Consider the following 26,691-nt stretch of genomic DNA (forward strand, 5'->3'; position numbering starts at 1 on the left):
GCAATTTTCTTTTGCCCCTGATATAAGCGGCCAAAAGGGACTTTTCAGCCCTGATAGCAAGCAGAAAATTGCGTTTCCGCAAGATTATATGAGGCGTTCAGGCCGCCTCGCCCGCCGGCTTTCGCCGAGAGGCAATTTTCGCAAAGGCGGCAATCGCCCGATCCACGTCTTCTTCCGTCGTCGAAAAACCGAGCGACATGCGCAAGGCCCCGAGCTTCGGGTCGCACCCCATCGCCATTAGCACATGGCTTTCACCGACCTTGCCGGAGGAGCAGGCGGAGCCCGCCGAAAGCGCCACACCTTCGAGATCGAAGGCAATCTGGCCGGTTTCCGCCTTCAGGCAGGGAAGCGTGAAGAAGATGGTATTGGCGACACGCGGACCACTGGCGCCGTGAATGATGACATCGGGCGCTGCAGCGCGCATGCCGGCTTCCAGCCGGTCGCGCAGTGCTGCAATCGCAGCGTTCCGTTCCTCGATATTCTGCGTCACGGCTTCCGCCGCTGCCCCGAAGCCGATTAGCGCCAGTGAATTCTGCGTCCCCGAGCGGTGACCCTTTTCCTGTCCGCCGCCACGGATCAACGCCTTCGGCATCAACGCCTCGCCACGGGCAATCAGCGCCCCTGCACCCTTCGGACCGCCGATCTTGTGGGAGGAGATGATCATGAAATCCGCGCCGATGCGCTCGATCTCGATCGGCAGACGGCCGACCGCCTGCACGGCATCGACGACGAAGAGCCCGCCATGGGCGCGCACGATCCTGGCTGCTTCTTCGACAGGCTGGACGATGCCCGTCTCGTTGTTGACGAACATGATCGCCACCATAGGCAGGCCCGTCGCCTTGTCATGAGCGTCGAGAAGTGCTGCAAGCGCCTTCAGGTCGACGATGCCGGCATCCGTCACCGGTACCTCGGTCGTCTTGTCCTTCGGGAACCGGCCGCCCTCGCGGACAGCCAGATGCTCGACGGCGGAATGATAGAGACGGCCGAGTTTCAGTGGCGTGCGGCCCATGCTGAAATCAGGCGTGAGAACCATATTGGCAGCTTCCGTCGCGCCGCTCGTAAAGACAACGTTGGCCGGGTCGGTGCCGGTCAGTAGCGCCACCTTGCGGCGCGCGCCCTCGATGGCTGCGCGCGCAGCACGGCCCTCGCCATGCACGGAATTGGGATTGCCGAAGATATCCACGGCGCGCATGACGGCTTCACGCGCCGCGGGATGCATCGGCGATGTCGCGTTCCAATCGAGATAAAGGCGTGACGGCGCCATTGTCTTTGGTCCTGCGCTTGACGAGCTTGCTCTGGCGTGGCGGCGCATTTTCCTTGAAATTTCCGCCGGGCTTGCCGTATGACACGTTCCACGCTGCGTGGATTGCCATGCAAGTTTCGAATTGTTCTAAACTGCGTTTTAGAAAAGTTGACAACTGTCGTCAAGTCATGTTGTCGCCAAACGTGGTGCGAACGCGAAATAAAACCCGGAGTACCGATGCCCGAAGTTATTTTCAACGGCCCAGCCGGCCGTCTTGAAGGTCGTTACCAGCCCTCCAAGGAAAAAAGCGCACCGATTGCCGTCATTCTGCACCCGCACCCGCAGTTTGGTGGCACGATGAACAACCAGATCGTCTACCAACTCTTCTACATGTTCCAGAAGCGCGGTTTTACGACACTGCGCTTCAATTTCCGCGGAATCGGTCGCAGCCAGGGCGAATTCGACCATGGCGCTGGCGAACTTTCGGATGCCGCCTCCGCCCTCGACTGGGTGCAGAGCCTGCATCCTGATTCGAAGACCTGCTGGGTTGCCGGCTATTCCTTCGGCGCCTGGATTGGCATGCAGCTTCTGATGCGCCGTCCGGAAATCGAAGGCTTCATGTCGATCGCGCCGCAGCCGAACACCTACGACTTTTCGTTCCTGGCGCCCTGCCCGTCTTCCGGCCTGATCATCAATGGCGAAGCGGACAAGGTGGCACCGGAAAAGGATGTCAACGGCCTCGTCGAGAAGCTGAAGACCCAGAAGGGTATCCTTATCACCCATCGCACGGTGCCAGGTGCCAATCACTTCTTCAATGGCCAGGTGGAAACGCTGATGGCCGAGTGTGAGGACTATCTCGACCGCCGCCTCAACGGCGAACTGGTGCCGGAGCCGGCAGCAAAGCGAATCAGGTAACGGCCTGCCGCATGGCGGCCGTTATCTCGAATTCCACACCCTGAACACCTTCGATAAAGATCGGCCCGCGCTCCCGCATGCCGATCTTTTTCAAAATGTGCTGTGAGACAAGATTGTCGGGGTGGGTGAAGGCGACGAAATGCTGCGCAATCCCCTTGGCAAAGAACCAGTCGGCGAGACCTGCCGCGATCTCCGTCGCATAGCCCTTGCCCCATTCGCGGGCGTAGAAGGCATAACCAAGCTCGTATTCGCCGGTATGAAAGAGCGATATGCCGGCACGCCCGATATAACGGCCGTCCTCGCGGCTAAGCATTTTGTATTTCGTGGTGCCGTCGCGTGCCTGCTCGGTGAGATAGGACCGCAGCCGTTCCTCCGCCTTTTCGCGTGACCAGGATGCGGCGCCGGACATGTAGCGCGTTGTCTCGATCGTTAAATGCAGATCGTGGATCAGATCGGCATCACCGTCTTCCCACATTTGGGCGACAAGGCGCGGCGTTTCGAAAATGACCTCGCCGCTCATCGCACCGGCTCCGCTAACACACCGCCAGTGACTGGATGACTGACGCCCGTCGTGCCGGGATAGGTGAGCGGCAGGCCTTCCAGCGAGCGCACGGCAAGATAGGCCCAGGCTTCCGCTTCCATGGCATCGCCGTCAAAACCGGCCTGTTCGGCGCTCATGACCGATGAACGATTCCTGGCAGCCATATCGGCAAACTCCGCCATGATCGTACCATTCAGCCGTCCGCCGCCGCAGACGATATAGACGGACGGATTTTCCGGCAGATAGGAGGCGGATTTGATGATAGAGGCAGCGGCGACATGCGCCAGCGTGCGAGCGCCATCCTCGAGGCTCGCCTCGCCATCGGCAAGTGGCCTGAAATCGCCGCGGTCGAGCGAGCGGCGGATATTGCCGCCGAAGAATGGGCTGCCGAGATAACGGGCTGCGATATCAGGCACCACCTGCCCACGGCCGGCGATCTTGCCGCCAGGATCGAAGGTCTGGCCAGTCTGCATCTCCACCCACTGATCGATCAAGGTATTGCCGGGGCCGCTGTCGAAGGCGGCGATGCGTCCTTCCGCGCCGATATAGGTGAGGTTGGAGATGCCGCCGATATTGACGAAGCAGACGCTCTGCCCGTCCCTCTGGAACCGGCCGGCGAGTGCGGCATGATAGGCTGGCACCAGCGGCGCGCCCTGCCCGCCGTGCACCATGTCATTGGCGCGCATATCACAGACAACAGGAATGCCCGATCGCTCGGCCAGCAGCGCTCCGTCGCCGATCTGGATCGTCAGCGCATCATCCGGCCGGTGCAGCACCGTTTGACCGTGGAAGCCGAGCACGTCGATCTCGTCTTTGCCGAGCCCGAATTTATCGAGAAATGCCGTCAAGGCATCCGCATGACGTTCGGTGAGTTCAATCTCGATCTGCCGAAGTTCGTCCGGCCGTGCAGCACGATCCGTCAGCGGCCGCGCCAGATCGAGCGCGCGCTTCAGTCGCTCGCGAAAACCGCCATCATAGGGCACGCCCAAAAAAGCGCCGCGTTCGATGAAGCCTCGCCCGTCTGTCCTGAGCAATGCCACATCGATGCCGTCCATCGAGGTGCCGCTCATCAAGCCGATCGCAGTCCTGACGATATCCATTGCGCCGCGAGCCTTTCATGCGATTCCCGGATGCACTTTGGGAAAAACAGTGCTAAACGCGCCGCGACGGTTCAACAAGCGTCAATTCCAAATCCCGTTCGACGTTCAAGAGACGAAGCCCATGTCCGAGTTCAAGTCCGATTTCCTCCGCACGCTGCAAGAGCGCGGCTTCATTCATCAGATCTCCGATGAACGCGGCCTCGACGACCTCTTCGCCAAGGAAACCGTGACGGCCTATATCGGCTTCGATCCGACTGCGCCTAGCCTGCATGCCGGATCGCTCATCCAGATCATGATGCTGCACTGGATGCAGAAGACCGGCCATCGCGCCATTTCGCTGATGGGCGGCGGCACCGGCATGGTCGGCGACCCCTCCTTTAAGGAGGAAGCCCGCCAGATGATGACCGTCGATACGATCGAAGGTAACATTGCCTCCATCAAGCGCGTCTTCTCCAACTACCTCACCTATGGTGAAGGTCCGAAGGACGCGCTGATGATCAACAATGCCGAATGGCTGCGCTCGCTGAACTACCTCGAGTTCCTGCGCGATGTCGGCAGGCATTTCTCGGTCAACCGCATGCTGTCCTTCGACAGCGTCAAGACACGCCTTGATCGCGAGCAGTCGCTGTCCTTCCTGGAATTCAATTACATGATCCTCCAGGCCTACGACTTCGTCGAACTTGCCAAGCGCTATGATTGCCGTCTGCAGATGGGCGGTTCCGACCAGTGGGGCAACATCGTCAACGGCATCGATCTCGGTCACCGCATGGGGACAAAACAGCTCTATGCGCTGACCTCGCCACTGCTGACCACCTCTTCCGGCGCCAAGATGGGCAAGTCTGCGACGGGCGCGGTCTGGCTGAATGCCGACATGCTCTCGGCCTATGATTTCTGGCAGTACTGGCGCAACACCGAGGATGCCGACGTCTCGCGCTTCCTGAAGCTCTACACCACGCTGCCGATGGATGAGATCGCTCGCCTTTCCGCCCTTGCCGGCTCCGAAATCAACGAGGTCAAGAAGATTTTGGCGACCGAAGTCACGGCGATCCTGCACGGCCGTGAAGCCGCCGAGCAGGCGGCCGAAACGGCCCGCAAGACTTTCGAAGAAGGCGGCCTTTCCGAGAACCTCCCCTCCGTCGACGTTCCCGCCTCCGAATTGGACGCCGGCATCGGCCTGCTCTCCCTGATTGTGCGCGCTGGTCTCGCCGCCTCGAACGGTGAAGCCCGCCGACACGTTCAGGGCGGTGCCGTGCGTATCAACGACCAAGCCGTCAGCGACGAGCGCAAGGTCATCGGCAGCGGCGAAATCACGGCGGATGGCGTCATCAAGCTGTCGCTCGGCAAGAAGAAGCACATTCTGATCCGCCGCGCAGCCTGAGCCGCACAAGGATACAAAGCAAAAAGCCGGCCTTCGCGCCGGCTTTTTGCTTGTCTGCCTTGAGCCGAAAGCTCAGCAGCACCGTGAGTAGAATTTCTCCATCACGAAATTATCGAGCCGCTGCCCGCGCCGTTCGACGGTTTGCCGTGTGAAGACCCGGAATCCCTTGCGCTCGAAAAATGGCCGCACCGTCAGGCTGGCTTGCGTGTAGATCCGCTCCATTCCCAATCGCCGCGCCTCTTCCTCAACGCGCGTCAGTAGGCGGCCAGCAACGCCGAGCCCCTGAAATTCTGGATGCACGAACATCATGTCGAGGCAGCCGTCGGGCGTGAGATCGGAGAAGCCGACTGGCTTGCCGCCAATCTCCGCAATCCAGGCCGGGCGGCTGATCCTGCGCTCGGCCCATTTGGCAGGATCTTCCACCTGCGCCCAGGCATTGATCTGGTCGGGCGAATAGTCTTTCGAGGAGACCTCGCGGATGGCGCGCAGAAAAATCTCGATCGTCGCATCGCTATCTGTGGGCCTATAGGGCCTGATCAGGATCGAGCTCTTCATTGGAGCATCCGCGATTTACTGGAACTCGAAAATCTGCCGGAAGACGCCGGGCGCTATCACCGAGAGCGGATTGATCTGCAGGTTCGGCTGGTCGAACTTGCCGGTCAGCTTGAAGGTAATGCCGATCAGGCCGCGGTCCGAACCATTGCCAAGGATGACGCCGATCAGCGGCAATTCGGCAAACAGCCGGTTGAGGCCGTAAGCCGGCATGAAGGTGCCGGTCATGTCCATGTTGCCTCTCGCATCGCGCACCACGCCTTGGAAGGTGGCGCCGATCTGGTCGCCGCGCAGTACGCCGTTTTCGATGGAGACTGCTCCGCCGCGTGAGACGACGCGGGCAAAGCCGCGCTGGAAGTGCTGCGAGGACGTATCGATGTCGCGTTTGACCGCCTCGCTCAGGCTGCGTTGATCCGATCCAACCGGCGTCGAGACGATGGACCGCAGCCGCTGTTCGTTGATGATCGAGAAGCGGCGCACATCGAGCGAGCCGTCCCAGCCGCCGCCGGCACCGAGGCGAATCGCCAGGTTGAGCAGGCCACCCTGCATATGCTGGTAGAGATCGGCGAAACGCGAGACGGAGCCGGCATCGCCGCTGGTGATGTTGATGACGCCGCCGCCTTGCATCTTGCTGACGACCGCCTCGCCACTATCGGTGATGCCGGAGAAATTCAGTGACTGCAGCCGGCTGCCGCTCATGGCGATCTGCGCCTGGAAATTGCCAATCTGTTCGTCGTTGAAGCCGATGATCTTCTGCAGTTTCGCCTTCACGGTGACGCTGCTGCTGTCGCTGCCGTCGCCGCTGCTCGAATCTGATTTCAGCCGAGCGATGATCGGCCGTGCGTCTGCGCTGGCGCCGGAGACGGAAATATCGAAGCCGCCCTTGCTGCGCTTCAGCGACAGCCCGAAATCATCGACCGAAGACAGCTTTACGCTGTCGAAATCTGCCGAGATCAGGCCGCTCTTGCCGATGGCGAGCGCCCCGGTTGCTCCAAAGCCATCCCCTTTCAGGCGGAAATTCTTGATCTGCGTGTTGTCAGCCGGACCTGAAACCTCGAATTCGGCATTAGCGGGAATGCCGCTGCCCTTCGACCAGCCAATCCAGGGCAGATCGAGCGATGCCTTTCCGAGATCGAGCTGCACGTCCTGCCGGTCTTCATCAAGGCGTGTCAGCACCATCTTGACGCTGCCGCCGAGGATATCGGACAGGCCAGGCAGCAGCCTGTCGCGCTGCTCGCCGTTGAGTGTTGCCGTAATCACGCGCTGCGGCTCGATGCCGGAAGACTTGTCGACGGGCTCCAACATATCGATATCGGCGGAAACGCCGTCGATGGCAGCCTTTCCCTTGACGTTCACCTGCTGCGGATCGGCATCGAGCATACCGTCGAGATCGGTGATGACACGCCCTGAAAACGGCTTGGCGAGCGCGACATCGGTGAGCTTCATCTGCGCCTTCCACTCAGGCGGCGGCGGGTTCTGCGAGGAGAGCAGGCCGAAATGCGCCTGCACATGCGCCTCGATATTGCCCTTGAGGTCGTCGGGCACGAAACCTGCGCGCTGCAGAACCTTGATCGGCTTGTAGGTCAAAAGCTCGCCTACTGCATCGGCTGAGCCTGAAACGAAAATGTCGGCATCGGCCATCAGCGGCTTGTCGTAGACTGACGGCATTATGAAGGTACCCGGCTGCAGCGCTACCGCACGCCCGGATTGGAAATAAGAGGTGCCGCTTTTGAGTGAGATCGTCGCCTTTCCGCCCGTCAGGTCGAAATGCGCCGCTGTATCCCGCACCGGCGGAATATCGCCTGCCACATTCATGCGTGCGCCGGCAATATCGAAGGCAATGCGGAGCTGGTTTTCATCCAGCCGTAGACCGCGTCCTCCCGCCGCCTCATCCAGACGCCCTGGCGGAATGTAGACGGAAATTGAGGCGTCGGTTACCGTGCCGCCGAAGAGGTTTGCGAGCACCCAGACCCGCGCTTTGGATGCCATCCAGAATGGCCAGAGCTGCTTGACCGCCGTCGTCTGCATCTGCTGCGACTGACCGGCAAAGCTGATTTCCGGCGATTTTTCATTCAGCCGTATATGCAGCGCCCCATAGAGGGAACCGAGCGGCGAGGAAGCCACCATGTTGGTGAACTGGAATTCGCGCCCGGCGACGAGATAGCGTCCGGTCGCCTGAAGGTCGAAGGAAAGCGGCTGCTCGCCGGAATTGGGTGCTGCCGTGCCGCCGCTGATCAGTGCGTCGATACCGAAGCCTTTGCCGGCATTGGGGTCGAGCTTGTCGAGATCGATCAGCGCGCCGCTGAACGGCAGTATGGTCGCGCCAAGATGCAGCTGCGATTTGGCGATCTCGAGCGTCTGCTTGTCAAAATCATAGGCAAGGTTGAGTTGCCCGTCCGTCAGCTCCTGAGAGTCGCCGTCGACATAGATGAGACCCGGATCGAGTCTGAGCGCCGCATCGAGCGACGGCTTGACGCCGTCGGCGGCCCTGACCGCGGAGATGGTGAGATCGCCGAACGTGTTGAGACCCTGGCGGATCTCGCCCTGTTCGTTGCGCTTGAGTGCAAAGGGTGTCAGGTCGGCATGCGACAGTGTCGCGACGAGCCTGGATGCCCGTCCGCCTGCCTGCTCGGTGACGACATTGAGATTAGCTGTCTCACCATTGATGGAAATCTCGCCGTTCAGCTGCAGCGAGTTCGGCCCGACACGTTCGAAGGCGAGATTGTCCACGACAAGCGAAACCGGCCCGTTCGCTGTATCTGCCAGCTTGATGTCGATGCCTGAAATGCGCACCGTGTCGGTGCCGCCCCGCTCGACGAAGGTCTCGAAAATGTCGAGATGCGAGAAGATCGTTTCCGCGGCCGCTGGAATGGCATCGACCCTGAGATCGTCAAGCTTCACCGGATTACCGGAGGGAAGCAGCGAGGTATCCAGCGCAATGTCGTCAGCTTCCAACGATGTCACAGCGATCCGGCCGCGGAAGAGCTGCAGCGGATCGAGCGCCATACGCATGGACGATGTCGTGGAAAGATGCTGGCCGCTTTGCTGGTCGACCATGTTGACGTCGCGCGCTTCCAGCGCCAGCCGCAGCCCTGAGGTGAAGCGGATGGCGGTGGAGCCGACTTCGGCTCGGTAGCGTGGACCGAGCGCGCTGTTCAGCGCCGACTGCGCCTGCTGTGACAGCGGCGCGTCGATGACCCCGCTTTCAATCGTGAAAACGATTGCCGCCAGGATGAACAGGATGACCGCGCAGAATCCGCCCGTAGCCTTCGCCGTGCGGCGAACGCGCGAGCGCGGCGGCGGGCAGTGCACGATAAGAGGATCCTCAACTTGCGCTGAAGGCAGGTTATGCAAGGCGACGATGTCCTTCTTACGGAACGTAACCTTCTCGCCGCGGATGGCTGACATGCGCGTTGGGAAACTCCTGAACTTGTTCGAATCGCCCCAATTTCGTTTGAAACAGCTGGGCGGGACGCCGGGTCGTCCACTATATACCGGTTCGTTCGATATAGTATCTCTCCTAAACCCGGCAAAAGAAAGTTCTGTGATGTCCGCTCCCGGTATTGGCTCCGTTGCTCCTGATTTCAGCCTCCCGCGCGATGGCGGCGGCCGCATTTCGCTTTCCGATTACCATGGCAAGCCGGTGGTTCTGTTCTTCTACCCCAAGGATGATACGACGGGCTGCACGACCGAATCGCTGGATTTCACAGCGCTTGCCGATGATTTCGCAGCAGCGGGTGCTGCTGTCGTCGGCATGTCGCCGGATTCGGCGGCGTGCCACGATCGCTTCATCAAGAAACACAAGCTGACGGTCGCTCTGGCCTCCGACGAGGAGAAGACCGTGCTGCAGGCCTATGGCGTGTGGAAGGAGAAGAAAATGTATGGGCGCACCTTCATGGGTGTCGAGCGCACGACCTTCCTGATCCGCAAGGACGGCACCATCGCCACCATATGGCAGAAGGTTCGAGTGCCGGGTCATGCCGCAACGGTGCTGGAAGCCGTGAGAAATCTGGCCGCGTGATGACGATCACCTCGCTGCGCGGCGGCGCGATCGATGCGATCCGGTCCGCCGACCTCGACCGCAAGACGGAACTGGCGCAGGAAAGCGCCGACAGATGGTTCGCCCGTCGCATCTCCCTGCGCTCGCCGCTCGACGCACCTCTGCCGGAACGTCCCGGCCGCCCGGCGAAGCCGGTTCTCGTGCCCCCGACCCAGGTCGAGAAGCGCTCGCTGCACACCCTGCCCGGTCGCATCGCGTTGTTGCATGCTATCGCCCATATCGAGCTTAACGCCGTCGATCTGGCGCTCGATATCGTGGCGCGATTCGCCTCCGCCCATGTACCAAACTCCTTCTTTGACGGCTGGATGCAGGTGGCTTACGAAGAGGCCAAGCACTTCCGTATGGTGCGCAAGCGGCTCAACGATCTCGGCGCCGACTATGGTGACCTTCCCGCCCATGACGGTCTCTGGCAGGCGGCGCATTCGACACGCAACGCTCTCACGGCACGGCTTGCCGTCGTGCCGCTGATCCTCGAAGCCCGCGGCCTCGATGTCACACCGTCGCTGCAGGCCAAGATGCGTGAGACCGGCGATCTCGAAAGTGCCGCGGTTCTGGATGTGATCTATAACGACGAAAAGGGCCATGTTGCCGTCGGCGCCAAATGGTTCCGCTTCCTCTGCGCCCGTGAAAAACGCGATCCGGCAAGGACATTCCAGGAGCTGGTGCGTGCCAATTTCCGCAGTCCGCTGAAGGCTCCGTTCAATGATGTGGCGCGCGCCGAAGCCGGGCTGACGCCCTCCTTTTACCGCGCGCTGACGTCGACCAGCCAAAGCTGACCGCCAAGCTCCAACAGGGCTGCGTAAACCGACTATTAACCATAAATGTATGTAATCGTTTCCCAATGAGGCGGGCGCTGAAAAGCGAATCTTTGGGAGACCCTCCGTGACGAGCGGACATCACAGTCGGGTATTCGGCAAGAGGGCACAGGAGTATGTCCTCATTCTCGCCAGCGGCGACAAGGTGCGCCACATGACGGTGAAGCCGTGGATGGCGGCGCTGGCCTTCTGCTTCGTTGGGGTCTTCGCAATCGGTTATCTGCTCGCCACCTCCTACCTTGTCCTGCGCGACGACCTGATTGGCGCGACCATGGCCCGGCAGGCACGCATGCAGCACGATTATGAAGACCGCATCGCGGCACTGCGTGCACAGGTCGACCGCATCACATCCCGCCAGCTTCTCGATCAGCAGGTCGTCGAGGACAAGGTTGACAAGCTCATGGAGCAGCAGATGGCGCTGACCTCGCGTCATGGGAAGCTCGACAACCTGCTCGACCGCGCCGAAAGCTCTGGCCTGACGGGCAAGGAGGCGCCTACCGTAGACGTGCCGGCGCAGGCCTATGCGCCTGACATCAAGGACAAACGTGCGTCGCTTTCCGGCGGCGTGCAGGCGATCGACAAGCTTCTGGCAGGCGATAACAAGCCGGCTGATGCCGGCGCTCCCGACAATTCCACCCTCGCCTATGTTCCATCGGAGGAAACGGTCGGCGACCGTGCCGACCGCATCTTTTCTAAGGTCACTCTCTCGCTGAAGAATGTCGAACAGGATCAGAAGAGCCGCGTCGACCAACTGACGAGTGACGCCGGCAGTGCCGCCGATGCGATCGAAGGCGTGCTCGGCCGCTTCCATATCCCGGTCCCGTCGGAGACATCAGCGGCGAAAGAGGACGAAGACGCCGTCGGCGGTCCCTATGTCGAGCCTGAAAGCAACGACGACTTCAACAATTCTCTGGTGCAGCTCGACAGCGCGCTGACGCGGCTGGAAGCGGTGCGTAGCACTGCCGAGTCCCTGCCGTTCCGCAATCCGGCTGTTGGCAAGGAAATCACCAGCCCCTTCGGCAACCGGCGCGATCCGTTCCTCGGCCGCCTTGCCCTGCATTCGGGCATCGACTTCCGTTTCTCGCCCGGCGAAAGGGTCCGTCCCACTGCGCCCGGCAAGGTGATCGCTGCCGGCTGGACCGGCGGCTACGGTAATATGGTCGAGGTCGATCACGGCAATGGCATTTCGACGCGCTATGGCCATATGTCTGAAATTCTGGTCAAGGTTGGCGACACCGTAGACCGCAACGATGTGATCGGACTTGCCGGCAGCACCGGCCGTTCCACCGGCACGCATTTGCATTACGAAGTGCGGCAGGATGGACACGCCGTCGATCCGATTTATTTCATGAATGCCGGCCTTAAACTTGCCACTTATATAAAATAGCCGGTCGCGGTAACGAATGCTTCACCTCGCTACCTGGGGTGGAGACGCTCTCCCTTGACTTGCCGGCCGTTTAGGACTATGTCGCCCACCATTGCGGCATGCAATCCTGCCGACTCGCCAGAGACCGGCCGAACGAAACGGAAACAGTTTTCCCTTTGACGACATTTGCTGACCTTGGTTTGAGCCCCAAAGTGCTCTCCGCTGTTACCGATGCGGGCTATACGACCCCCACCCCCATTCAGGCCGGGGCAATCCCTTTCGCGCTTGAGCGCCGCGATATTTGCGGTATCGCGCAGACCGGCACCGGCAAGACGGCATCTTTCGTTCTTCCCATGCTGTCGCTTCTGGAAAAAGGCCGCGCCCGTGCCCGTATGCCGCGCACGCTGATCCTGGAGCCGACCCGCGAACTGGCTGCCCAGGTTGCCGAAAACTTCGAGAAATACGGCAAGAATCACCGCTTGAACGTCGCCCTGCTGATCGGCGGCGTTTCCTTCGAAGAGCAGGACCGTAAGCTCGAGCGTGGCGCAGACGTCTTGATCTGCACCCCCGGCCGCCTTCTTGACCATTTCGAACGCGGCAAGCTTCTGATGAGCGGCGTTGAAATCCTCGTCATCGACGAAGCAGACCGCATGCTCGACATGGGCTTCATCCCCGATATCGAGCGCATCGCCAAGCTGATCCCCTTCACCCGCCAGACGCTGTTCTTCTCGGCCACCATGCCGCCGGAAATCCAGAAGCTTGCGGACCGCTTCCTGCAGAACCCTGAGCGTATCGAAGTCTCCAAGCCGGCTTCGGCGTCGAGCACCATCGTGCAGCGTTTCGTCGCCTCGCACGGTAAGGATTACGAGAAGCGCGCCGTGCTGCGCGATCTGATCCGCGCCCAGGAAGACCTCAAGAACGCGATCATCTTCTGCAACCGCAAGAAGGATGTCGCCGAACTCTTCCGTTCGCTAGACCGTCACGGTTTCTCCGTTGGCGCGCTCCATGGCGACATGGACCAGCGCTCGCGCATGACAATGCTCGCCAACTTCAAGGACGGCAACATCAAGCTGCTCGTCGCTTCCGACGTCGCCGCCCGCGGCCTCGATATTCCCGATGTCAGCCACGTCTTTAATTTCGACGTGCCGATCCATTCGGAAGATTATGTTCACCGCATCGGCCGCACCGGCCGTGCCGGCCGTTCCGGCGCTTCCTTCACTATCGTCACCCGCCACGACCAAAAATATGCCGACGCGATCGAAAAGCTGATCGGCGAAAAGGTCGAATGGCTGAACGGCGACCTCTCCGCCCTGCCGCCGGCCGAAGAAAGCCGTGACAGCGAGCGTTCTCCTCGTCGCGGCAAGGGTCGTGAGCGGGATAAGGATCGTGGCCGCGAGCGTCGGTCTTCGAGTCATAAATCTGATATCAACGCCGAAGATAATGGTGCAGAAGTCGTGGAAGCAGTAGCAAGGGCCGCCAGCGTGAAGAACGAGCGCAAAGCAGAACAGAAGCCGCAGAACAACGCGCGCGGCAATCGGCCTTACCCCGCGAACGACGACAGCCGCGATCGCCGCCGCCATCGCGACAATGATGACGGCCCCACGCCCATTGGTTTCGGCGACGATATCCCTGCCTTCATGCTGATTGCCGCCAACGCCAAGATCTGAGTGCCCCATGGGCAAGCCCGGCATCGACTTCCCAGGCTTCGGTGTAGGCCTGGTGATTTTGCGCGACGGCAAGATCCTTCTCTACAAGCGCATCCGTCCGCCTGAAGCCGGCTACTGGAATATCGTCGGCGGCAAGGTTGATCATATGGAGCCGGCCGAAGAGGCTGCGCGCCGCGAGGCGGAAGAGGAAACCGGCCTCGCGATCGGCCGTATCGAACGCATAGGCCTGACCGAGCAGATCATCGAAGCCGACCGCCAGCACTGGATTTCCCTGCTCTACATCGCCCGCGACGTAACGGGCGAGCCGCAGTTGACCGAGCCGGACAAGCTTTCGGATTTCGGCTGGTTCGGCCTTGCCGACCTGCCGGAGCCTTTGTCGGCCTTCACCAGAGCAGCGATTGCCAGCCTTCCGGCGGGCGAATTGCGCTGATCATTCGGCGCGCAACGCCGCCTCATAGGCAAGCCGCACCCATCGGGCCATGATATCGGGATCGTCATAGGCTTCTTCCGGAATGCTCCAGTAAGGCATCTTTACCGGCGCGCCCTTCTTGCCCTCGTAAAACCACTGGCTGGCACCCGCCGCCGCAAATTCTGGCGCGCTCTTCTCATCGGCCTTCAGCAGGATTTCGTCTCGCACTTCGAGCGCCAGGATACGGCCGAGATGATAGATGCCCTTGCCGCCGAACATGCGTTTGATGGTGACGGGACCAAGCGACTGAAACATTTCCTCGATGCCGGCATTGTCCATGGCTGGTCGCTCCTCTGACTGGAGCGCCTTGCATCCATTCGGACGCACAAAGCGACGCTCTAACTCTTTGAATCTAAGCATCGTGCTTTTCGAAAATCGATTCCGATTTTCAGGCCGATGCGGGGTAAGGCTATATCGAATGATAACCGCGGTGCAGATAGAGAAGCGCCGGGTGGATTTCGGTGAAACGGACGGCAGCGACCTCGCCGAAGATGACGTTATGGGTCGGCATTTCCTTGATATCGGTCACCCGGCAGTCGAAGACGGCAAGTGCATCGGCGAGCACCGGCGCACCCGTTGCCAGCGTTTCGAAACGGGCACTCAGGAAACGTTCTTCGTTTTCCAGTTGCGTGCGTCCAGAAAAGGCGTCGGCCACGCGCTGATGATGAGCGCCGAGCGAGTTCAGTGCGAAAATGCCGCTGCGCCAGAAGATCTCGTTTTTCACATTGGTGTTATTGAGGCAGACGAGAACGGAAGCCGGATTGTCCGACACCGAGCAGGCGGCCGTGATGGTGACGCCGCGGCGGGCTTCACCGAGAGCCGTCGTCACCAGCTGCACGTGGCCGGCATAGCGACTCATGGCGTCGCGATATAGGCCAGGATCAATATGCTGCCTGTTCAACACATGCTTCTCCGCAATCAGTGTCTTGTTTTTGTTATTTCGCCAATATGGCGGGCATCAGTTACCTTTTCTACAATAGCAGCCGCTAAAAGCTGAAGAATATGCTTGTTTTTCTTTGACGATTGCCGCCGTGCAGATAAAAGGGCATGGACTAGACGAGAGACCTGCACCTTTCATGATGACGCTGCGTGTCATAGCCGCCCTTCTGTCGCTCCTGGCGTTGACGGCCGAAAGCCGCGCGGCCGGCGTGACGATCGGCGTTGTGGCCCCGCAAGACGGCACCTTCGCCTCGCTCGGCGCCCAAGTTCGTGCTGGCGCAGTTTTCCAGATTGGGCAGGCCGGCGATACGATCGTTCCGATCAGCGAAAGCTGTGAGGACAATAGCGGCCCGGCGATCGCCGATGCGCTGATTGCCGCCAAAGTTCAGATCGCCATCGGTTTCCTCTGCAGCGAAACGCTTGAAGGCGCGTTGCCGAAGCTCAAGGATGCCAACATCCCTGCCATTACCGTGTCGGTGCGCTCGCGTATCCTGATGGAAGATTCGCTGAAGAACGGCTGGCCCCTCTTCCGTCTTGCGCCGCGGGACGGCGATGAGGCGGAGAAGATCATCCAGATCATCCTGCAGCAATGGACGGCTTTCCCGATCGCCCTCATCGAGGACGGCACGATCCACGGCCGCGAATTGACGGAAGCCGTACGCGACGCACTGGAAGAAAATGGTCTCAAGCCCGTCTTCACTGATACTTACCGGCCGGGGCAGGAACAGCAGATCGGTCTCGTGCGCCGCCTGAAGCGAGCAGGTGCCACCAAGGTCTTCATCGGCGGCGACAGGAACGATGTCGCCACCATCGCGCGTGACGCCAAGGCTGAAAACATCTCGTTGGATATCCTGAGCGGCGATGCGATGCGCGCTCCCAACCAGCCGCTTGCGCTTGCGGACGGCGTACGCGCTGTCGCGATTCCGGAATACGCTCTTCTGCCGGAGGCAGATTCGACCGTCCACGCGATGCGGGCGGCAGGAGTAGAGCCCGAAGGTTATGCCCTGCCTGCGGCAGCCGCCGCACTGATTGCCGATCAGGCCGTGCAGGCGGCGGTGACCGAGGGCAAGCCAATCGCAGAAAAGCTGATCGGAACGCAATTCAATACGCCGATCGGCCCGGTTATCTTCACACCGGCCCATGAGTTGTCGCAGAATCCCTATCGCCTGCTCCAATGGCGCGGCGACGCGTTCGTCCCGCCCGCTGGCGGCACGGACTGACCTATTGACCATGCCGTAAGGCGGCTTACCCGCTTCCGGTTTGAGACGGAGACCGAGACCCATGACGACACTGCCCATCCGCATCGCGCCATCGATCCTGGCGGCAGATTTTGCAAAGCTCGGCGAAGAAGTACGCAACGTCACCGCGGCCGGCGCCGACTGGATCCATCTCGACGTCATGGACGGCCATTTCGTGCCGAACATTTCTTTCGGCCCCGATGTCATCAAGTCGCTGCGTTCCTACACCGATGCGACCTTCGACTGCCATCTGATGATCTCGCCTGCCGATCCCTATCTGGAGGCCTTCGCCAAGGCCGGGTGCGACCGCATCACGGTCCATGCAGAAGCCGGACCGCATCTGCATCGCTCGCTGCAGACGATCCGCCATCTCGGCAAGAAGGTTGGCGTCACGCTCAATCCGGCAACGCCGCTCTCGGTCGTCGAGAACGTGCTTGACGATGTCGACCTCATTCTCATCATGTCCGTCAACCCCGGTTTCGGCGGCCAAAAATTCATTCCGGCAATGGTAGACAAGATCGCAGCGGCGAAGTCACTCATCGGTGACCGTCCGATCGAGCTTGAGGTGGACGGCGGCGTGACGGTGGATACCGCTCCTGCCGTGGCAAAGGCCGGCGGCAATGTGCTCGTCGCCGGGTCGGCAATTTTCAAGGGCGGCTCGCTCGAGGCTTATCGGCAGGCGATCACGGCCCTTCGCAACGCGGCTGAGGGAGCTCGCTAAATGACGAAGCGCATGTTCATGGGCAGCCTTTTCGCCGCCCTGCTGACGGGAATATCCGCCACAGCCTTTGCCGGCGATATCGCCAATATCCAGCCTGTCGGTTTCTCAGCTGATGGCAAGGTCTTCGCCTTCCAGGAATTCGGCATGAAGAATGGCAAGGTCCCCTATTCGGATACCTATTTCATCAATACCGACACCGGTGAAAATCTCGAAGAGACGCCCTTTCATCTGGAGCTGACAGACAAGGATGCTGATCTCTCCAAAGCGCGGCGCCAGAACCTGACAGCGGCCCGCAAGCAAATGGACAAATATGACCTACTGACCAATCCCGGCCTGATCGCCGCGTTCAATCCGCCGACCGAACTCGGCTCGCCGATGAAGACGATCCGCTATACGACGCTTGCAACTGACGGCCTCGCGCGCGGCGCTTACACGCTGCTGCTCGGCGATGCGCAGGTCGCGACACCCGATGCTTGCAAAACCCTGAACAACCACGTTGTTGGCTTCACTCTCCAACTCATCGAGAAGGACGGCGCGCCAAACCGCCAGATCGTCCATCAGGACAAGGCAATTCCCGCTGATCGCGGCTGCCCGGTGGAATATCGGATGGGCGGCGCCCTCGTCTATCAGCCGGAAGCCGGAAGACCCGTCCACATCGCCCTCATTCTGGCGCTGAGCGCTGCGCCTGACGGTCGCAACGGCCGCTGGATTGCCGTTCCGGTTAAGCCCTGAAAATGAACCGTCTGCGGGTGGCATGGCCGTCCTATTCAGAGCTTTTCATCGGCGCCCCCCTCTGGGGCGTGCTGATGCTGATCTCGGCCATGGTTGGCCTCTATCTGCGCAATGGCATGGAGACGAGCCATGTGCTTGATCTCGCCCTCCTCTATTTCGGCGGCGGGCTGCTCTCCTGGCCCTTCAATCTGCTTGCCGGACGATATCTTGCGCTTGGTCATGAGCTGGAGGCGCGTTTTGCCGCCTTCTTCCTGGCGTTGACGACGGGCACGGTGCTGATGACGGCCTTTCTTTTCGCCATGGATTACCGGATTTTCTATTCTCGCTGGCATGCGCCCTTCGGCTCTGTCATCTGGATGTTCCAGTTCGTCTTTACCGGCGCCAGCGCCATCTATCAGTTCCTCGTTATCGGTCTGGGGCTGTTTTTGCCCGTCGGACTGGTCTGTCTGCTTGTCATCAGCCTGGCTCTTGCCAAACGCATGCGTTGAGATTGCCGGCCGTCTTTGCTACAGGGGCCGCAGCTACTGTCACAAATGAAGGCGCTCGCCCATGATCCCTCGTTATTCCCGGCCCGAGATGGTCGCCATCTGGTCTCCAGAAACCAAGTTCCGTATCTGGTTCGAGATCGAGGCGCATGCCTGCGATGCGCTCGCAGAGCTCGGCGTGATCCCGAAATCGGCTGCCGCCACCATCTGGGAAAAGGGCGGCAAGGCAACTTTTGATGTTGCCCGCATCGATGAGATCGAAGCCGTTACCAAGCATGACGTCATCGCCTTCCTGACGCATCTTGCCGAGATCGTCGGCCCCGATGCCCGCTTCGTCCATCAGGGCATGACCTCCTCTGACGTGCTTGACACCACGCTGAACATCCAACTCGTGCGCGCTGCCGATATCCTGCTTGCCGATATGGACCGTGTTCTCGCTGCGCTGAAAACCCGCGCCTTCGAGCATAAGGATACGATCCGCATCGGCCGCAGCCACGGCATCCATGCCGAGCCGACGACGATGGGTCTGACCTTTGCCCGCTTCTATGCCGAGATGAGCCGCAACCGTGCGCGCCTGGTCGCCGCTCGCGCTGAAATCGCCACGGGTGCGATCTCCGGTGCCGTCGGCACTTTCGCCAATATCGATCCTGTTGTCGAAGAGCATGTCTGCGCAGCCCTCGGTCTCGTTTCCGAGCCGGTCTCCACCCAGGTCATCCCGCGTGATCGTCATGCGATGTTTTTCGCCACGCTCGGCGTCATCGGCTCCTCGATCGAAAATGTCGCGATCGAAATCCGTCACATGCAGCGCACCGAAGTTCTGGAAGCGGAAGAATTCTTCTCGCAAGGCCAGAAGGGCTCTTCGGCCATGCCGCACAAGCGCAATCCGGTTCTGACCGAAAACCTGACCGGCCTCGCCCGCCTCGTGCGCATGTCCGTCGTTCCCGCGATGGAAAACGTGGCGCTCTGGCACGAGCGCGACATCAGCCATTCGAGCGTCGAGCGCGCCATCGGCCCGGATACGACGATCACGCTGGATTTTGCGTTGAACCGTCTCGCCGGTGTGATTGAAAAGCTCGTGGTCTATCCCGAGAATATGATGAAGAACCTCAACAAGTTCCGTGGTCTCGTACATTCGCAGCGCGTTCTGCTGGCGCTAACTCAGGCCGGTGTCTCCCGCGAGGATGCCTATCGCCTCGTGCAGCGCAACGCCATGAAGGTCTGGGAACAGGGCAAGGACTTCCTCGAGGAACTGCTTGCCGACGCCGAAGTCCGCGCCGCACTCTCCGAGGCGGATCTCCGGGAGAAGTTCGATCTCGGTTATCATACGAAGCACGTCGATACGATTTTCCGTCGCGTCTTCGGCGAGGTGTAATTACCGAAGATATCTCATGAAACGGCGCCCACGAGGCGCCGTTTTCATTTCCGCTTGCGCGATGTGGAAGCCACTGGCGTCTTGCGTTTTTTCGTCTCGCTTTTTGCAATCGAGATGTCGGCCTGTAAATCCGCTACCTCGCAAGCCTCTGTCCTGCCCCGGCCCTCGGCCGCCTTGGCCACCAGCCGGTCAAGATGTTTGAGATCTTCTTCGTCGAGATTTTCGATGCCGATGAAGCGGTTCTCGGCGTGGCTCGTCAGGATGATTTCATTGAGCTTTGCCTGAATAGCGCGCGTGTCGCGCGTCTGCGCGTTCTGCAGCACGAAGACCATCAGAAAGGTGACGATCGTCGTGCCGGTGTTGATCACGAGTTGCCAGGTTTCCGAATAGTCGAACAAGGGACCTAGAGCGGCCCAAATAATGACGGCGATAAGCGCCAGAATGAAGGTCACCGGCTTGCCCGCCCACTCCGATACCTTGGTTGCAAAGCGGGCAAACACATGGCGTAACGTCACCTTGAAATCCTCCTTGGAAGTCGGCCAAAGACAAACTCCAAGGAACGTTCCGCGGTTCCGTATGCAGAAAAAATTCCGGGTATCGCGGAATCTTGCGACACCCGGAATGGTGCCGTCACATGGCAATCAGTTTCCGGTAGAGATGCCAGGTCGCATGGCCGAGGATCGGAATGACGAGTGCAAGGCCGGCAAAGAGCGGAAGTGTGCCGATGACGAGCAATGCGGCCACAATCAAACCCCAGGTGAGCACCGGCACAGGATTGGCGAAGGTTGCCCGGATCGAGGCGACCATCGCGGCCACTGCTCCGCAATCCCTGTCGAGTAGAATCGGAAATGTCACGACAGTGATCGCCAGAACGACGAGCGCGAATCCGAGGCCGACCAGATTGCCCCACAGGATGAGCTGTATGCCTTCAGTCGTGCCGAAGACCTGTTGCATGAAGAGCGACATGGAGCGCGGGAAGACCTCACCGATAAGGCTCGTATAGATGGTTTGCGCCGTGACCAGCCAGACGACGAAGATCCCGAACAGCAGGAGGCCGACGGCGATGATCGACGGCAGGGCCGGCGAGCGGCGTACATCGAGCGCATGTTGCCAGGAGGTGTCGAGACCGGCCTCGCGTCGACGACTGATTTCATAAAGGCCGATCGCGGCGAGCGGGCCGATCAGCACGAAACCCGACATCAACGGAAAGATCATCGGCGCGAGATTGGCGCCCGAGCTCAACATCGTCAGGAAGATGCCAGCGATCGGATACATGAGACATAGGAAAACGTAATGTGAAGGCTTTTCCCGGAAATCCTCGAAACCGAGCCTGAGCGCGTCGAAGACGTCTGCTATGCTGATGCGATTGATCGCAGGCCGTGCGAAGCTGTCGCCAGCACCTGTCATGATATGGAATGCCGCCATGGCTTTCTCCTCCTCAGCCAAGATGAGCCGGAGGCGAACGTGTCGGTAACGACAAGCCGACACGCAAACGCAACCGGCAGGCAGCGACTATAGCAAATTTCTCAGGCCAAGTCGCTCTCTCCCTTGACATCGCCGTCAAGCTTTCTCACATCGGCGACACCATGAAAGCGTCAGAAGCAGATATTCTCATCGTTCCCGGTTACACCAACTCCGGTCCCGACCATTGGCAGACCCGCTGGGAAGCAAAGCTCTCCACCGCGCGCCGGGTCGAGCAGGCGGAATGGTCGAAGCCCGTGCGTGAGGACTGGATCGCCCGCATCGCCGAGGAGGTGAATGCCGCCACACGCCCCGTCGTGATCGTCGCCCATTCCCTTGGCGTACCCTCGGTGATTCATGCGATCCCGCTGTTTGAAAAGCGGGTTGCCGGTGCCTTCTTCGTCGCGCCGCCCGATGTCGCCAATCCGGATATCCGTCCGAAACATCTGATGACCTTCGGTCCCTACCCGCGCGATCCACTGCCCTTCCCCTCGATTACGGTGGCAAGCCGCAACGATCCTTTCGGCACGTACGAACATGCCGACGATATCGCCAACAGCTGGGGGTCCTTCCTGGTGGATGCCGGCGAATCCGGCCACATCAATGCGGATTCTGGTCATGGGCCCTGGCCCGAGGGCACGATGGTCTTTGCTCAGTTTCTGAGCCGCCTGCCCGGTTGAGAACCGGAAACTCCGGTATTTCCAGTGAATTGAGCGATCGCTTTCTAAGCATTTCTTAATGGAAAGACCGCAGACTGCGCTGATGCCAGAAAAGCGAGAGCGCGCGCCCGTGAAGCAGAGCCATCCGCAAGACGCCGCTGACCCGGACCGCGACGCACCGGCCGCAAATGGACCGGTGAGCTATACGGATGATTCCGATCTTTCCGAGCGCGAAAGCCGCTGGAACTACGCGCTCGTCGGCTCCGGTCTCGGCGTCTGGGACCACAATTACCGTCTCGACAAGAAATATTACTCGCAGACCTGGAAGACCATTCGCGGCATGGCGCCTGATGAGGCGGCCGATGGTGATTACGAGGCCTGGCTGCAGCTCATCCATCCCGATGATCGCGATTTCGTCATTAATGCCATCGAGCGCCAGAATGCCGGTGACCCGGCCTACCATATCTTCCAGTATCGCGAGCGCCACAAGGATGGCCATTGGGTTTGGATCGAATGCCGTGGCGCACCGGTTGAGTGGGATGAAAACGGTGCGGCCCAGCGTGTCGTCGGCACGGACACTGACATCACCGCACGCAAGCAGACGGAGGAGATGCTGGCGCAGCTCTCCCGCCGCCTCGACCTTGCCCTGCAGATCAGCGATATCGGCGTATTCGAAGCCGATATCGACCACGGAACCGTCGAATGGGACGACCGCCTCATTGCCATCTATGGGCTGCAGGGCGTCGACCGCCTGACGGCAGGCGCGGCGTGGCCGGGAAGGATTCATCCTGACGATCGCGAGCGGGTGCTCGACACAGTCGAAAGCACCGTCAACAACGGGACCGGCTTTCACCATGAATTCCGCATCATCAGGGGTGATGGCGCCGAGCGCATCATCCGCGCCAGCGCGGCGTTCTTCGTCGACGGCAACGGTTACCGCAAACTGATCGGCGCCAATTGGGACGTGACGGAGGAAGTGGCGCTGCGCAACGAATTGCAGCGCGCCAAGGATCTTGCCGAAGCCCGCAACCGCGAACTCGAAGCCGCCAAGGAAAGCATCGAGCATCTGGCTCTTCATGACTATCTCACCGGTCTGCCGAACCGTCGCTATCTCGACAAGATGCTGGAAGAACGTTCCGCCCAGTGCCGCGAAGAAGATCTGGCGCTTGCCATCCTCCACATCGATCTCGACCGCTTCAAGCAGATCAATGATACGCTCGGCCACCGCGCCGGTGACCACTTGCTGAAACATGCCGCTCGGGTATTACGCGACTCCATTCGCAGCACGGATTTCGTCGCGCGCATCGGCGGCGATGAATTCGTCGTCCTCTGCGTCGTCAACACCGCTTCGAAGAAGATCGCCACAGTCGCCGAGCGCATCATCCGCGAGCTGAGGAAGCCAATCAAATATGAGGGGCATGACTGCCGCTTCGGCGCCAGTATCGGCATAGCCATCGATAGCGGCTCGAATCTCGATGAAAAGCAGCTTCTTCTCAACGCCGATATCGCGCTCTACCGGGCTAAAGCCTCCGGCCGCAACCGCCACGAATTCTTCTCCAAGGCTGTACGGCGAACGATCCTGACGGCCAAGCGCCTTGCCGATGAAATTCTGATCGGTCTCGAGCGCAATGAATTCGTACCCTTCTACCAGCCGCAATTCGATGCCCGCACGCTGGATATCGCCGGCATCGAGACCCTGGCCCGCTGGCAGCATCCGGAACGCGGCGTGCTTGCTCCCGATCGTTTTCTCGACATCGCTGAAGACCTCGACGTCGTCTCGACGATCGATGCCTTGATCCTGCAGCGGGCCCTTGCCGACCGCAAAACCTGGGTCCGTGAAGGCTTCGCCATTCCCCGCATTTCCGTCAATGTCTCCGCCGGGAGACTTTCCGATCCGCAGCTCGGCAAGAAGCTGCGTTCGCTGAGGATCGAACCGGGCACGGTGTCATTCGAGCTGCTGGAATCCATCTCGCTCGACGATTGCGACGACGCGGTCACCGCCAATCTCAAGAAACTGAAGAAGCTCGGCATCGACATCGAAGTCGATGATTTCGGCACCGGCCACGCCTCGATCGTCAGCCTGATGCGGCTGAGCCCGAAGACGCTGAAGATCGATCGCGAGCTGATCAGCCAGCTGCCGCAATCGGCAGAGCAACGCAAGCTCGTCCGTTCCATCATCGAGATCGGCCGCTCGCTGAACATTCTCGTCACCGCCGAAGGTGTGGAGACTGCCGATCACGTCCACATCCTGCAGGAGCTTGGCTGCGATATGCTGCAAGGCTATGCACTTGCACGGCCGATGCCAGCGATGCAGATCCCGGCCTTCATCCAAAGCGAAAGCTGGCGGCAACCGGAGAGTGCGGCCCGTGCGCTGCAGACTGACCTGCGCCGTTCCGTCGGCCGCACGGTTTCCAGGTGACGACCTCCAGATAGAGACCTGTATAACCGCTCCGAGATTTTGCCTTCATTTCACCGTAAAGAAAAAGGCGGTAGTCTCCTCTTGCGAAGACATTCGATTCTCTTTGCGGTTTTCCCGCTACGGCCGGAAACCGGGGAAGGAGTGACAGGCGGATTGTGAAACTCTCTCTTTTCCTTTAAGGGGACGCCACGAGATCGATCCACGCGCGCTATCCCAAGAGCGCCAACAGCAGAGAATAACTACAATGAACCGTCGCCGCCGTATCTACGAGGGCAAGGCAAAGATACTGTATGAAGGGCCTGAACCGGGCACACTGATCCAGTTCTTCAAGGACGATGCCACCGCTTTCAACAAGAAGAAACACGAAGTCATTGATGGTAAGGGCGTTCTCAACAATCGTATTTCTGAATATATCTTCAGCCATCTGAACAAGATCGGCATTCCCACCCACTTTATCCGCCGGCTCAACATGCGCGAGCAGCTGATCAGGGAAGTGGAGATGATCCCGCTCGAGATCGTCGTGCGCAACGTCGCCGCCGGCTCACTCGCCAAGCGCCTCGGCATCGAGGAAGGGGTCGTTCTGCCGCGCTCGATCATCGAATTCTATTACAAGTCCGATACGCTTGAGGATCCGATGGTCTCCGAGGAGCACATCACTGCCTTCGGTTGGGCCAATCCGGCCGAACTCGACGACATCATGGCACTCGCCATCCGCGTCAACGACTTCATGACCGGCCTCTTCCTCGGCGTCGGCATCCAGCTCGTCGATTTCAAGATCGAGTGCGGCCGCCTCTTCGAAGGTGACATGATGCGCATCATCCTGGCCGATGAAATCTCGCCGGATAGCTGCCGCCTCTGGGATATCGAGACCCACAAGAAGATGGACAAGGACCTCTTCCGCCGTGATATGGGCGGGCTGCTGGAAGCCTATTCCGAAGTTGCGCGCCGTCTCGGCATCATCAATGAAAACGAGCCCGTGCGCGGCACCGGCCCCGTTTTGGTCAAGTAAAAGGCAGGGAAGAACAAGTGATCAAGGCTCGCGTCACCGTCACGCTGAAAAACGGCGTTCTCGATCCTCAGGGAAAGGCCATCGAAGGCGCACTCGGCGCCCTCGGCTTCGGCGGCGTCGGCCATGTCCGCCAGGGCAAGGTCTTCGATCTGGAATTGGAAGGCACCGACAAGGCCAAGGCCGAGACGGATCTCAAGGCCATGTGCGAGAAACTCCTCGCCAATACGGTCATCGAGAACTACGCGATCGCGATCGACTGACGATCACAGGCTCGCCACCTGGCGAGCCTCCAGGATGAAGCGTCATGATGGAAGCAAAGCTGGAGACGGAAGTCTCGAAATATATGAGCTATGTCTTACGCCATGCGCCGGAAGCCGCAGGTCTGACGCTTGATGCCGAAGGGTGGGTTTCCTTCGATGCGTTCGAAAAGGCGTTGACGTCGAAATATGACGTCTCGCGCGCCGATATTATCGGCATCATCGAAAACAGTCCGAAGAAGCGCTTTGCTCTTGTCGAGGACAGAATTCGCGCCAATCAGGGCCACAGCGTCGGTATCGACCTAGCCTTGAAGCCGGTCGAGCCGCCGGCAATCCTCTTCCACGGCACGTCGCGGGCAAGCTGGCCTGCGATCGAGCGCGAAGGCTTGCAGAAGATGGAACGGCATCACGTTCACCTTTCTGCCGATATCGATACCGCGAAGATCGTCGCAACCCGCCGCAAGGGCGACTATATTATCCTGCGTATAGACGCAGCCCGCATGTTTTCAGAGGGACATTCTTTCTTTGTCTCGGACAATGGAGTATGGCTCGCCGAAAGCGTTCCAGTTCAATATCTTTCGCTAAACGCAGGCACCCCATGAAATCAGCCGTCGTTCAACTTCCGGGCCTCAATCGCGATCGCGACATGATCACCGCTCTCACCAAAATCTCCGGTCGCCAGCCGGTGACGATCTGGCAGACGGAGACGGAAATCCCCGATGTCGACCTGATCGTCATTCCCGGCGGCTTCTCCTATGGCGATTACCTGCGCTGCGGCGCGATTGCAGCACGCATGCCGGTCATGCAGGCGATCATCGAGAAGGCGAACAAGGGCGTGAAGGTTCTCGGCGTCTGCAACGGCTTCCAGATTCTTGTCGAGGCCGGCCTTCTGCCGGGCGCCTTGATGCGCAATGCCTCGCTGAAATTCGTCTGCCGCGAGATCAAACTCGAAGTCGTCAATGCCGACACGGATTTCTCTCGCGCCTACGAAAAGGGCCAGATCATCCGCTGCCCGGTCGCTCATCACGACGGCAACTATTTTGCCGATGCCGAGACGCTCGCTGCCATCGAGGGCAACGGCCAGGTCGTCTTCCGCTATGCCGAAGGCACCAACCCGAACGGCTCGGTCAACGACATTGCCGGCGTCATGAATGCCAAGGGCAATGTTCTCGGCATGATGCCGCATCCGGAAAACCTTATAGAAGCCGCTCACGGGGGGTCGGACGGCCGCGGCCTCTTCGCTTCGGCGCTCGACGTCGTCGCTGCCTGATTCATTTCATCAGAAAGCCCGTC

Annotated in this window: 27 protein-coding genes; 18 read left to right on the plus strand and 9 right to left on the minus strand. The window is 60.1% G+C overall.

Annotated features, from left to right (window positions below; genetic code table 11):
- Positions 1–97: 97 nt before the first annotated feature.
- A complete protein-coding gene (locus EV281_RS03865) occupies positions 98–1,264 on the minus strand; it encodes a cysteine desulfurase family protein (protein WP_132651595.1) in 1,167 nt (388 codons plus the stop codon).
- Between the two features lie 216 nt (positions 1,265–1,480).
- On the opposite strand from EV281_RS03865, the gene EV281_RS03870 reads away from it, so the two are divergent.
- Positions 1,481–2,158: an alpha/beta hydrolase gene (locus EV281_RS03870; protein ID WP_132651596.1), complete on the plus strand. Its 678-nt coding sequence runs from the start codon at positions 1,481–1,483 to the stop codon at positions 2,156–2,158.
- On the opposite strand, the gene EV281_RS03875 is transcribed toward EV281_RS03870, so the two are convergent.
- Positions 2,151–2,678 (minus strand): GNAT family N-acetyltransferase, encoded by a 528-nt coding sequence (locus EV281_RS03875; protein WP_132651597.1) that lies wholly within the window; start codon positions 2,676–2,678, stop codon positions 2,151–2,153. The two genes, EV281_RS03870 and EV281_RS03875, sit on opposite strands and share 8 nt — an antisense overlap.
- On the minus strand, positions 2,675–3,799 hold the full coding sequence (locus EV281_RS03880) for an anhydro-N-acetylmuramic acid kinase (RefSeq protein ID WP_132651598.1): 1,125 nt from the start codon (positions 3,797–3,799) through the stop codon (positions 2,675–2,677). The genes EV281_RS03875 and EV281_RS03880 overlap by 4 nt, the downstream gene beginning before the upstream one ends.
- A gap of 121 nt (positions 3,800–3,920) precedes the next feature.
- Here EV281_RS03880 and tyrS point away from each other — a divergent pair, with 121 nt between their 5' ends.
- Positions 3,921–5,177, plus strand: a complete 1,257-nt coding sequence (gene tyrS, locus EV281_RS03885; protein WP_132651599.1) for a tyrosine--tRNA ligase — start codon at positions 3,921–3,923, stop codon at positions 5,175–5,177.
- Between the two features lie 72 nt (positions 5,178–5,249).
- Here the strand turns inward: tyrS and EV281_RS03890 are convergent, their stop codons facing one another.
- Both EV281_RS03890 and EV281_RS03895 read right to left on the minus strand, forming a co-directional pair.
- Positions 5,250–5,732 (minus strand): GNAT family N-acetyltransferase, encoded by a 483-nt coding sequence (locus tag EV281_RS03890; protein WP_132651600.1) that lies wholly within the window; start codon positions 5,730–5,732, stop codon positions 5,250–5,252.
- Between the two features lie 15 nt (positions 5,733–5,747).
- On the minus strand, positions 5,748–9,137 hold the full coding sequence (locus EV281_RS03895) for a DUF3971 domain-containing protein (protein ID WP_132651601.1): 3,390 nt from the start codon (positions 9,135–9,137) through the stop codon (positions 5,748–5,750).
- A 139-nt stretch (positions 9,138–9,276) separates the two neighbouring features.
- Here EV281_RS03895 and EV281_RS03900 point away from each other — a divergent pair, with 139 nt between their 5' ends.
- The 5 genes from EV281_RS03900 to EV281_RS03920 all read left to right on the plus strand — a co-directional run bounded on the left by EV281_RS03900 (position 9,277) and on the right by EV281_RS03920 (position 14,067).
- Complete coding sequence (locus EV281_RS03900; protein WP_132651998.1) at positions 9,277–9,750, plus strand: peroxiredoxin; 474 nt, start codon at positions 9,277–9,279, stop codon at positions 9,748–9,750.
- Positions 9,750–10,565, plus strand: coding sequence for a ferritin-like domain-containing protein (locus tag EV281_RS03905; RefSeq protein ID WP_132651999.1), 816 nt, complete (start codon positions 9,750–9,752; stop codon positions 10,563–10,565). The genes EV281_RS03900 and EV281_RS03905 overlap by 1 nt, the downstream gene beginning before the upstream one ends.
- Before the next feature lie 106 nt (positions 10,566–10,671).
- Complete coding sequence (locus EV281_RS03910) at positions 10,672–11,991, plus strand: peptidoglycan DD-metalloendopeptidase family protein (RefSeq protein ID WP_132651602.1); 1,320 nt, start codon at positions 10,672–10,674, stop codon at positions 11,989–11,991.
- Between the two features lie 98 nt (positions 11,992–12,089).
- Positions 12,090–13,637, plus strand: a complete 1,548-nt coding sequence (locus tag EV281_RS03915) for a DEAD/DEAH box helicase (RefSeq protein WP_184327059.1) — start codon at positions 12,090–12,092, stop codon at positions 13,635–13,637.
- A gap of 7 nt (positions 13,638–13,644) precedes the next feature.
- A complete protein-coding gene (locus tag EV281_RS03920; protein ID WP_132651604.1) occupies positions 13,645–14,067 on the plus strand; it encodes an NUDIX domain-containing protein in 423 nt (140 codons plus the stop codon).
- Here the strand turns inward: EV281_RS03920 and EV281_RS03925 are convergent, their stop codons facing one another.
- Complete coding sequence (locus EV281_RS03925; RefSeq protein WP_132651605.1) at positions 14,068–14,385, minus strand: TfoX/Sxy family protein; 318 nt, start codon at positions 14,383–14,385, stop codon at positions 14,068–14,070.
- A 130-nt stretch (positions 14,386–14,515) separates the two neighbouring features.
- A complete protein-coding gene (locus EV281_RS03930; RefSeq protein ID WP_132651606.1) occupies positions 14,516–15,010 on the minus strand; it encodes a flavin reductase in 495 nt (164 codons plus the stop codon).
- Between the two features lie 172 nt (positions 15,011–15,182).
- Here EV281_RS03930 and EV281_RS03935 point away from each other — a divergent pair, with 172 nt between their 5' ends.
- From EV281_RS03935 to purB, 5 genes are all read left to right on the plus strand, one after another.
- A complete protein-coding gene (locus tag EV281_RS03935; RefSeq protein ID WP_132651607.1) occupies positions 15,183–16,265 on the plus strand; it encodes a branched-chain amino acid ABC transporter substrate-binding protein in 1,083 nt (360 codons plus the stop codon).
- A 61-nt stretch (positions 16,266–16,326) separates the two neighbouring features.
- Positions 16,327–17,004 (plus strand): ribulose-phosphate 3-epimerase, encoded by a 678-nt coding sequence (rpe, locus tag EV281_RS03940; protein ID WP_132651608.1) that lies wholly within the window; start codon positions 16,327–16,329, stop codon positions 17,002–17,004.
- Positions 17,005–17,736, plus strand: a complete 732-nt coding sequence (locus tag EV281_RS03945; protein ID WP_132651609.1) for a DUF2259 domain-containing protein — start codon at positions 17,005–17,007, stop codon at positions 17,734–17,736.
- A gap of 2 nt (positions 17,737–17,738) precedes the next feature.
- Complete coding sequence (locus EV281_RS03950; protein ID WP_184327058.1) at positions 17,739–18,224, plus strand: hypothetical protein; 486 nt, start codon at positions 17,739–17,741, stop codon at positions 18,222–18,224.
- Between the two features lie 61 nt (positions 18,225–18,285).
- Positions 18,286–19,593 carry an adenylosuccinate lyase gene (purB, locus tag EV281_RS03955; RefSeq protein ID WP_132651611.1) on the plus strand — a complete coding sequence of 436 codons (1,308 nt, stop codon included), beginning with the start codon at positions 18,286–18,288 and terminating at the stop codon, positions 19,591–19,593.
- Between the two features lie 44 nt (positions 19,594–19,637).
- On the opposite strand, the gene EV281_RS03960 is transcribed toward purB, so the two are convergent.
- Together EV281_RS03960 and EV281_RS03965 are read right to left on the minus strand one after the other, a co-directional pair.
- Entirely contained in the window at positions 19,638–20,108 is a 471-nt protein-coding gene (locus EV281_RS03960; protein WP_132651612.1) for a low affinity iron permease family protein, read from the minus strand.
- 115 nt (positions 20,109–20,223) lie between these two features.
- Positions 20,224–21,018 (minus strand): DUF2189 domain-containing protein, encoded by a 795-nt coding sequence (locus EV281_RS03965; RefSeq protein WP_132651613.1) that lies wholly within the window; start codon positions 21,016–21,018, stop codon positions 20,224–20,226.
- A 161-nt stretch (positions 21,019–21,179) separates the two neighbouring features.
- Here EV281_RS03965 and EV281_RS03970 point away from each other — a divergent pair, with 161 nt between their 5' ends.
- The 6 genes from EV281_RS03970 to purQ all read left to right on the plus strand — a co-directional run bounded on the left by EV281_RS03970 (position 21,180) and on the right by purQ (position 26,668).
- Positions 21,180–21,734, plus strand: a complete 555-nt coding sequence (locus EV281_RS03970) for an alpha/beta hydrolase (RefSeq protein ID WP_132651614.1) — start codon at positions 21,180–21,182, stop codon at positions 21,732–21,734.
- A gap of 58 nt (positions 21,735–21,792) precedes the next feature.
- The gene (locus EV281_RS03975) at positions 21,793–24,132 is read left to right on the plus strand and encodes an EAL domain-containing protein (protein ID WP_245508209.1); all 2,340 of its coding nucleotides are present in this window, start codon (positions 21,793–21,795) and stop codon (positions 24,130–24,132) included.
- Between the two features lie 244 nt (positions 24,133–24,376).
- Positions 24,377–25,141 (plus strand): phosphoribosylaminoimidazolesuccinocarboxamide synthase, encoded by a 765-nt coding sequence (gene purC, locus EV281_RS03980; protein ID WP_132651615.1) that lies wholly within the window; start codon positions 24,377–24,379, stop codon positions 25,139–25,141.
- 17 nt (positions 25,142–25,158) lie between these two features.
- Entirely contained in the window at positions 25,159–25,401 is a 243-nt protein-coding gene (gene purS, locus EV281_RS03985; protein ID WP_132651616.1) for a phosphoribosylformylglycinamidine synthase subunit PurS, read from the plus strand.
- Positions 25,402–25,445: 44 nt separating this feature from the next.
- Positions 25,446–26,000, plus strand: a complete 555-nt coding sequence (locus EV281_RS03990) for an RNA 2'-phosphotransferase (protein ID WP_132651617.1) — start codon at positions 25,446–25,448, stop codon at positions 25,998–26,000.
- Positions 25,997–26,668, plus strand: a complete 672-nt coding sequence (gene purQ, locus EV281_RS03995) for a phosphoribosylformylglycinamidine synthase subunit PurQ (protein ID WP_132651618.1) — start codon at positions 25,997–25,999, stop codon at positions 26,666–26,668. Before EV281_RS03990 ends, purQ begins: the two co-directional genes overlap by 4 nt.
- The last annotated feature ends 23 nt before the right edge of the window (positions 26,669–26,691 follow it).

This window comes from Rhizobium sp. BK418 (genome assembly GCF_004341105.1).
Classification (GTDB): Bacteria; Pseudomonadota; Alphaproteobacteria; order Rhizobiales; family Rhizobiaceae; genus Rhizobium.

Coding starts and splice junctions, on each gene's coding strand:
- EV281_RS03975 (WP_245508209.1), top strand. CDS start 21,793: ATGGAAAGACCGCAGACTGCGCTGATGCCAGAAAAGCGAGAGCGCGCG.
- tyrS (WP_132651599.1), top strand. CDS start 3,921: ATGTCCGAGTTCAAGTCCGATTTCCTCCGCACGCTGCAAGAGCGCGGC.
- EV281_RS03925 (WP_132651605.1), bottom strand. CDS start 14,385: ATGGACAATGCCGGCATCGAGGAAATGTTTCAGTCGCTTGGTCCCGTC.
- EV281_RS03900 (WP_132651998.1), top strand. CDS start 9,277: ATGTCCGCTCCCGGTATTGGCTCCGTTGCTCCTGATTTCAGCCTCCCG.
- EV281_RS03895 (WP_132651601.1), bottom strand. CDS start 9,137: ATGTCAGCCATCCGCGGCGAGAAGGTTACGTTCCGTAAGAAGGACATC.
- purB (WP_132651611.1), top strand. CDS start 18,286: ATGATCCCTCGTTATTCCCGGCCCGAGATGGTCGCCATCTGGTCTCCA.
- EV281_RS03945 (WP_132651609.1), top strand. CDS start 17,005: ATGACGAAGCGCATGTTCATGGGCAGCCTTTTCGCCGCCCTGCTGACG.
- EV281_RS03865 (WP_132651595.1), bottom strand. CDS start 1,264: ATGGCGCCGTCACGCCTTTATCTCGATTGGAACGCGACATCGCCGATG.
- EV281_RS03880 (WP_132651598.1), bottom strand. CDS start 3,799: ATGGATATCGTCAGGACTGCGATCGGCTTGATGAGCGGCACCTCGATG.
- EV281_RS03915 (WP_184327059.1), top strand. CDS start 12,090: ATGCAATCCTGCCGACTCGCCAGAGACCGGCCGAACGAAACGGAAACA.
- EV281_RS03950 (WP_184327058.1), top strand. CDS start 17,739: ATGAACCGTCTGCGGGTGGCATGGCCGTCCTATTCAGAGCTTTTCATC.
- EV281_RS03990 (WP_132651617.1), top strand. CDS start 25,446: ATGATGGAAGCAAAGCTGGAGACGGAAGTCTCGAAATATATGAGCTAT.
- EV281_RS03965 (WP_132651613.1), bottom strand. CDS start 21,018: ATGGCGGCATTCCATATCATGACAGGTGCTGGCGACAGCTTCGCACGG.
- EV281_RS03875 (WP_132651597.1), bottom strand. CDS start 2,678: ATGAGCGGCGAGGTCATTTTCGAAACGCCGCGCCTTGTCGCCCAAATG.
- EV281_RS03890 (WP_132651600.1), bottom strand. CDS start 5,732: ATGAAGAGCTCGATCCTGATCAGGCCCTATAGGCCCACAGATAGCGAT.
- EV281_RS03870 (WP_132651596.1), top strand. CDS start 1,481: ATGCCCGAAGTTATTTTCAACGGCCCAGCCGGCCGTCTTGAAGGTCGT.
- purQ (WP_132651618.1), top strand. CDS start 25,997: ATGAAATCAGCCGTCGTTCAACTTCCGGGCCTCAATCGCGATCGCGAC.
- EV281_RS03905 (WP_132651999.1), top strand. CDS start 9,750: ATGACGATCACCTCGCTGCGCGGCGGCGCGATCGATGCGATCCGGTCC.
- EV281_RS03970 (WP_132651614.1), top strand. CDS start 21,180: ATGAAAGCGTCAGAAGCAGATATTCTCATCGTTCCCGGTTACACCAAC.
- EV281_RS03935 (WP_132651607.1), top strand. CDS start 15,183: ATGATGACGCTGCGTGTCATAGCCGCCCTTCTGTCGCTCCTGGCGTTG.
- EV281_RS03920 (WP_132651604.1), top strand. CDS start 13,645: ATGGGCAAGCCCGGCATCGACTTCCCAGGCTTCGGTGTAGGCCTGGTG.
- rpe (WP_132651608.1), top strand. CDS start 16,327: ATGACGACACTGCCCATCCGCATCGCGCCATCGATCCTGGCGGCAGAT.
- purC (WP_132651615.1), top strand. CDS start 24,377: ATGAACCGTCGCCGCCGTATCTACGAGGGCAAGGCAAAGATACTGTAT.